Annotated in this window: 6 protein-coding genes; all 6 read right to left on the bottom strand. The window is 37.9% G+C overall.

Annotated features, from left to right (window positions below; genetic code table 11):
* Positions 1-1,009: glycosyltransferase family 2 protein (locus tag AC06OU_RS14515; RefSeq protein WP_475856729.1), on the bottom strand; the 1,009-nt coding region annotated here is incomplete at its 3' end.
* A 15-nt stretch (positions 1,010-1,024) separates the two neighbouring features.
* Entirely contained in the window at positions 1,025-2,527 is a 1,503-nt protein-coding gene (locus AC06OU_RS14520; RefSeq protein WP_475856730.1) for a phytoene desaturase family protein, read from the bottom strand.
* Entirely contained in the window at positions 2,527-3,411 is an 885-nt protein-coding gene (locus AC06OU_RS14525) for a phytoene/squalene synthase family protein (protein ID WP_475856733.1), read from the bottom strand. The genes AC06OU_RS14520 and AC06OU_RS14525 overlap by 1 nt, the downstream gene beginning before the upstream one ends.
* Before the next feature lie 112 nt (positions 3,412-3,523).
* Entirely contained in the window at positions 3,524-5,077 is a 1,554-nt protein-coding gene (locus tag AC06OU_RS14530; RefSeq protein ID WP_298471648.1) for a phytoene desaturase family protein, read from the bottom strand.
* Positions 5,078-5,295: 218 nt separating this feature from the next.
* Entirely contained in the window at positions 5,296-5,433 is a 138-nt protein-coding gene (locus tag AC06OU_RS14535; RefSeq protein WP_251553420.1) for a YfhE family protein, read from the bottom strand.
* Positions 5,434-5,571: 138 nt separating this feature from the next.
* On the bottom strand, positions 5,572-6,405 hold an 834-nt coding region (locus AC06OU_RS14540), incomplete at its 5' end, for a tRNA dihydrouridine synthase (protein WP_475856731.1).

The following is a 6,405-nucleotide window of genomic DNA, read 5'->3' on the forward strand; positions in this document are numbered from 1 at the left end:
CATAAGGTCTAAAATTACCAGTACGTCGTGCCATTAAATAGACTTGTATCATAACTCCTATATAACAAATACAAGCAATAGCAATCCATAAGTCCAAACCAATATAAAATCCTAACAGGAGTAATGCAATCGGGAGAAAACTTCCACTGATCCAAATACTTATTAACGACATTACAAGTGGATGCGTAGACCGAGAGGCAGTACCAAAGTTTTTTGTCCATCCTTCGATTAATGAGTTCATGCCTTCGGGATACATTTGAAAATTAATAACACCTCTACCACTCACACATCGCACAGGTATACCAATTTTTTTAAAAGACTTAGCAAGCTCAAAGTCATCCATAATCGCTTCACCGACAACAAAATGTCCTCCAGCATCCATATAGTCCTTTCGGGATGTAAGAATACAGGGACCGAATGCTCCAGCACTCTCCAATCGAGTACTCCATACAGTAAAAACATTCATCCCAGTTATAACAATAATATTGAAAATGGCAGAAAAGTTTTCATATAGCTTATGGACCTTATGATAAGGCTGAACTGATAAAATCCCTCTCGCTTTCTCCGATCGATAGCTTAATGCTAATGTTTTTAAACTATTCTCATTGTCCAGCCTTGTGTCAGCATCTAAAAATAATAACCATTCTCCAGTTGCAGCCTTTGAGCCTATCCAGCAAGCAGCAGATTTTCCCTTCCAGCTAAGGTCTGCTTCATGGGTTTGTATAACCCTGCCACCAAAGTCTTTCGCAATTTGTACTGTCCTGTCAGTGGATTCATCATCAACTACAATAATTTCCTTCGGCTTTAGAGACTGTTTTTGTAATGATTCAAGCAATGGCTGTAAGCGCCCCTCCTCATTTCTTGCTGGAATAATAACAGTGATAGAAGGGTTTCCATATAGCACTTCTTTTATTTGTCCTGGTACTGGGATTTTCCAAAGCATCAGAACACCACAAACCATTGCTAGGATGAGAAAAGCAACTATAATCATAAAAAGCAACTGTAACATAAGCCCACCTCTTCCTTATGATTTTGTTTTGTCTCTCTCCTCAATCATCCCACTCACCTGCTGACCACTTAGTGTAACCATAGGCATACCGCCACCTGGATTCACTGTGCCGCCTACAAAGTATAAATTATCATAAAGCTCACTATGTTTAGTATTCTTAAATCCGTGATTTTTCTTTTTCGAGGAAACTGTTCCATAAATAGAACCCCGATGGGAATAATACGTACGTTCAATGTCATGTGGTGTCCACATATCCTCCGTGACAATATGCTGTCGCAGCCCTTCCAATCCCATTTTTTCAAGCTTAATCAATACTCGTTCCCTTAGCTCTAAATAATCTTTATCCGCAAAGGGCTTATCTTGTATATAAGGAATATGAGGTAATATTTTTATATTTTCATGTCCAGGAGGTGCCTGGCTTGGGTCTGTTTTGTTTGGATTTACCAAATAAATCGTTGGATCATCAGGTAGCTCATAGCGATGAAAAACCTGATCCATTTGTTCTTTCAAGTTATCTGAAAAGAAAAAGTTATGGTGAGCTAATTGAGGATATTTTTTATTAACTCCTAGATGCAATACTAAACCCGAGCTTGAAGGTTCGAACTTATTTTCCAGCTTTTCTACATAGGCTGGCTCTTCTTCTAATAACTTTTCATATGCAGGAATTACCTCCATATTAGAGATAAAATAATCTGCACTAACTCTTGTTCCATCGGCAAGCTCTGCAGAAGCAATACGCTTGTCTCCGTCTTTATGTAATTGCATTACCTCTTTTCCAGTGTGGAAGGATATGCCAAGCTCCTTACCAAGCTTCACCATCCCACGGGCGATCCCATGCATACCTCCCGGAACATACCATACACCCTGTGCATGCTGCATATAAATCATCATATTTAGTACTGCGGGTGCATCATACGGAGATGAGCCAACATACTTAATAAAGTAAGAAAGCATAGTTCTTAAATTAGGATTGCTTATTCTCTTTTTTATCCCATCATACATAGTAGAAAAATAATCAAAGCCTTTTAGTGACTCTATGATTCCATGCTGCTTAAACACGTCCATTGTGCTATCTAATCCTTTGCCTAAATACCCTTCTTCTGTTACTTCATATATTCTTTTTGCATATAGAAGGAATTCCTCGTACTCTCGTATATCCTTTGCTGACAAGCTCATATTTTCCTTTGCCATCTTTTCAAGATCCCCGTATAAATCAATAGTTGTTCCATCTGTAAAAAAGGAACGCCACTCATGCTCTAATCTAAATGTCGATATATAATCCGACATATCACGGTCACTACGTGTAAATAGTCGATTAAAGATATGTGGCATTGTAAGAATAGAGGGTCCTAAATCAAATCCAAAACCATCTTGTTCTAGTCGATTTAGCTTTCCGCCTAGATGATTATTTTTCTCATAAAGGGAAACAGAATAGCCTGCCTGCGCCAATGAAATAGCCGCAGATAATCCACCTAATCCCCCACCTATTATTACGACAGTTTTTTGTTTTTCTACCATTATGAAAGCACCTTCCTATTCACTACAAAACGAGCGGCCTGATGGATTTTTTGCATCTCAGTTGGTGAAACATAATTTTTAACATGAAAACAATCATAATTATTTTTTCTCACCGCATTTAATATACCGCGATAAACCTTTGCTGCTAGTAATACCTGAAAACGACTATCCTCATCAAAATAAAAGATAGTATGAAAGAAATTGTCGTATAATTCCTCCGCATGGTGCGCTAGGGTTTCCCAAATGCGAATAAAACTGGAGTTAATAGTGGCATTCTTCAAATGATCCACGCTGTATAACTCTGAAGCTAAAAGAGACTGAGGTATATAAATTCTGTTTTTCACCTGGTAATCTTCGCCGATGTCTCGCAGGATATTCGTAATTTGCATCGCTATGCCGAGGCTAATAGCCTGCTCTGTTAAATCTATGCTACTGCCTTGTGCAAGGACAGGCAAAAGCATTAAGCCAACTGTTCCAGCCACATAATAGCTGTATTTCTCCAATTCCTTAAGCGTCATTGGTTCAGTAAAATTTATATCCATTCGCTGACCCTCCAATTGCTCATAAAAGGGTTCAATGCTCATGTTATATCTATTAAATACATCCCGAAGTGCTAGCCACATCGGATGTTGTATTTCCTCGCCTTTCTCAAAAAGCTGCAGCTCTTTTTTTAAGCGTTCCAGCTCTTCCTTTTGTCTAACCTTGGAACCATTCTCGTCGACACTGTCGTCTGCTCTCCTGCAAAAAGTATAAATAGCAAATACAGCATTCGCTTTATCTTCCGGCAGCTGGCTAAATGCGAAATAAAAGCTCCTCGAGTTCTTTTTAATGACTTCTTCACAATACCGATAGTAATCCTTTACAGTTGTATCCTGTTTTCTCACCAAATCCTTCGCCTCCTTCTAATATTCATAGGACTTGCGCATCCACTCTCTTAGCCTAGTAATAACAATAGCTAGACGATAAGTGAAACAAGATTTTCATAGTTTCACTTTTTTAGTTGGTCACAAGTTCTGGAAAGCCCGCTTTATTTTTTTCTTTTATTCCATCATCCAGTAGCAGTTCTTCGGTTGCGATCTTAGCAGAGAGCAATACTATAGGCACTCCTGCTCCTGGATGTGTGCTACTTCCAGTAAAATATAGATTTTCACAGTTTTTTGCTTTACTCTGCGGACGCATATGGTTGCTTTGCGTAAGCGTTGGCTGTAGACCAAAGCAAGCACCGTTATATGCATTAAATTTCGACTCAAAATCTAATGGAGTCATGTACGTTTCAGAAACAATTTCCTCTTCAATATTTTCTAACCCTTTAACATTCTTTAGTGAATCCATTACTTTTTTTCGATAATATTGAACCGTTTCATCTGTCCATTCATACTTCGAGGAAGATAGCTCAGGAACTGGCACAAGAATATAAAGCCCATCCTTTCCTTCTGGTGCAAGACTAGGATCTAATTTAGAGCCCACGTAAACATAGAAAGAAGGCTGCTCCAACTTGTTCCCATCAAAAATATCAGTGAGGTTCTTCTCTAGCTCTTCAGTGATAAAGAAATTGTGGACATTGTCCAGCTCATCGTATTTTCGATCCATTCCTAAATACATCACGAAGCAAGAACAGGAATATTTCATACTATCTATTTTTTTATCCGTATACTTTCCTTTGGATTTAGTATCCTTGACTAAATTTTTCATTGCATAAGGGAAATCAGCATTGCACATAACAAAATCAGAAAGAACTTCTTTTCCTTTTACTCGGATACCATAAGCCTGCTGATCTTTTATAAGCACCTCATCTACAGATGCGTTGTAATAAACTTTGCCACCTAGTTCCTTAAACAAACGCTCCATTGAAGAAGCCATTGTATACATTCCACCTTTGATAAACCAAACTCCATAGAGCATTTCTATCATCGGGATAATTGTGTATAAAGAAGGTCCATTGTATGGCGACACTCCTATGTATAACGTTTGAAAGCTTAGAATTTGCTTTATGCGTTCATTCTTTACATACTTCCCGATAAAATGGTCGGCACTATCAAACGTTTTTAGCTTAAGCATTTGACGAATCGTATTTGGATTATAAAAGTCAGTGAAGTTACGGAAAGGCCTTTGAAGAAAATGATTTTTTGCTACAAGATAACGTTGGTAAATTTCTTGAAGATAGTTTAAAAAGCCTTTTGAATCTTCCTCTGATATATTCTCCAGCGTCTTCATAAGCTCTACCAAATCAGAAGAGATGTCGTATTTTTCCTCCGCCTTTGCTCCGAAGTAAGTTGAATACATCGGATCAATTTTTTGCATAGGGATATAATCGTCCGGATCTCTTCCCGTTAACTCAAATACTTCCCTATACAGCTCAGGCATCATCACAATACTCGGCCCAAGATCAAATTGATAACCATCCATGTCAATTCGATTCATTTTCCCACCTGGTAAAGCCTCTTTTTCGTATAACTCCACTTCATATCCAGCATGCTGAAGACGAATGGCACTTGCTAATCCAGCTACCCCTGCTCCAATAACTACTACTCTCTTTTTACTTTTTGGCATTATTTACTCTTCCTCTCCGTCCAAATGTTGTTTTTATCCTACAAACTATATTTATTTTAATTATTCACAAACATTATACAAAAGTCAATAATTTTGTATAATCTTCATTTAAATCACATTATACAAACATTATATAAATTTAATTTCTTCTCTTCTGAAATAAAAAACCCCCCTGTGCTCCTTTAAGCACAAGAGGGTTCTATTCTAAAATTTAGTTTTCACTTTTTTCGTGAATTATTTTTTTGTGTCGCTTGATCAGCCTTTTTAAATTCCTGCTGATACAAAACTTCTTGAGTTGATGTTAATCCATTGTCTTTTACAGTTAATTGCTCATGTGGCGGTTTACGGTCTGGCATCATAGCACTCCTTTCAAAGTATATTATTATGTTGTTCTTTGAAAGGAGAGATATACTAAGAAAATGTAATAATCCTGGCAGGGATATGTTATCCAAAATCCCTATACTTTTTTACTTATATTATGGTACCTTCAGCTATTAATCTTGTTTTAATTCAACATTATCAAGCAACGTACGAACCTCATCCGTTGACTTTGTATTCATCAATTGATTTCTTAATTCACTTGCCCCTGGGAAGCCTTTAACATATATTTTGAAGAAACGATGAAGTGCCGAGATGGAGCGTGGTAATTCTTCTGCATATTTGTCCTGTAAATCCAATTGCAACCTTAAAAGGTCAAGGTATTCCTGTGTACTATGCTCTTTTGGCTCTTTTTCAAATGCAAACGGATTTTTAAAAATACCGCGTCCAATCATAACTCCATCAACACCATATTGTTCTACTAGCTTAAGCCCAGTTTCTCTATCAGGGATATCCCCGTTTATAGTTAAAAGTGTGTTGGGCGCAATACGATCACGTAGCTTTTTAATTTCTGGAATCAGCTCCCAATGTGCGTCAACTTGGCTCATTTCCTTTCTAGTACGTAAATGAATAGAAAGGTTCGCAATATCCTGTTCAAGAATATGCGTTAGCCATTCTTGCCACTCATCTATTTCTGTATATCCAAGTCTTGTCTTCACGCTTACTGGCAATCCACCAGCTTTTGCTGCTTCTATAAGTTCTGCTGCTGTGTCTGGACGAAGGATTAGACCACTGCCCTTTCCTCTTGTTGCTACATTCGGTACAGGACAGCCCATATTAATGTCGATACCTTTAAAACCTAGCTCAGCCATTCCAATACTCATTTGACGGAAAAATTCGGGTTTATCTCCCCAAATATGCGCAACCATTGGCTGTTCGTCCTCAGTAAAAAGTAATCTTCCGCGCACACTTTTTTGACCCTCTGGATGACAATAGCTCTCCGTGTTTGT

The organism is Psychrobacillus sp. (assembly GCF_056205495.1).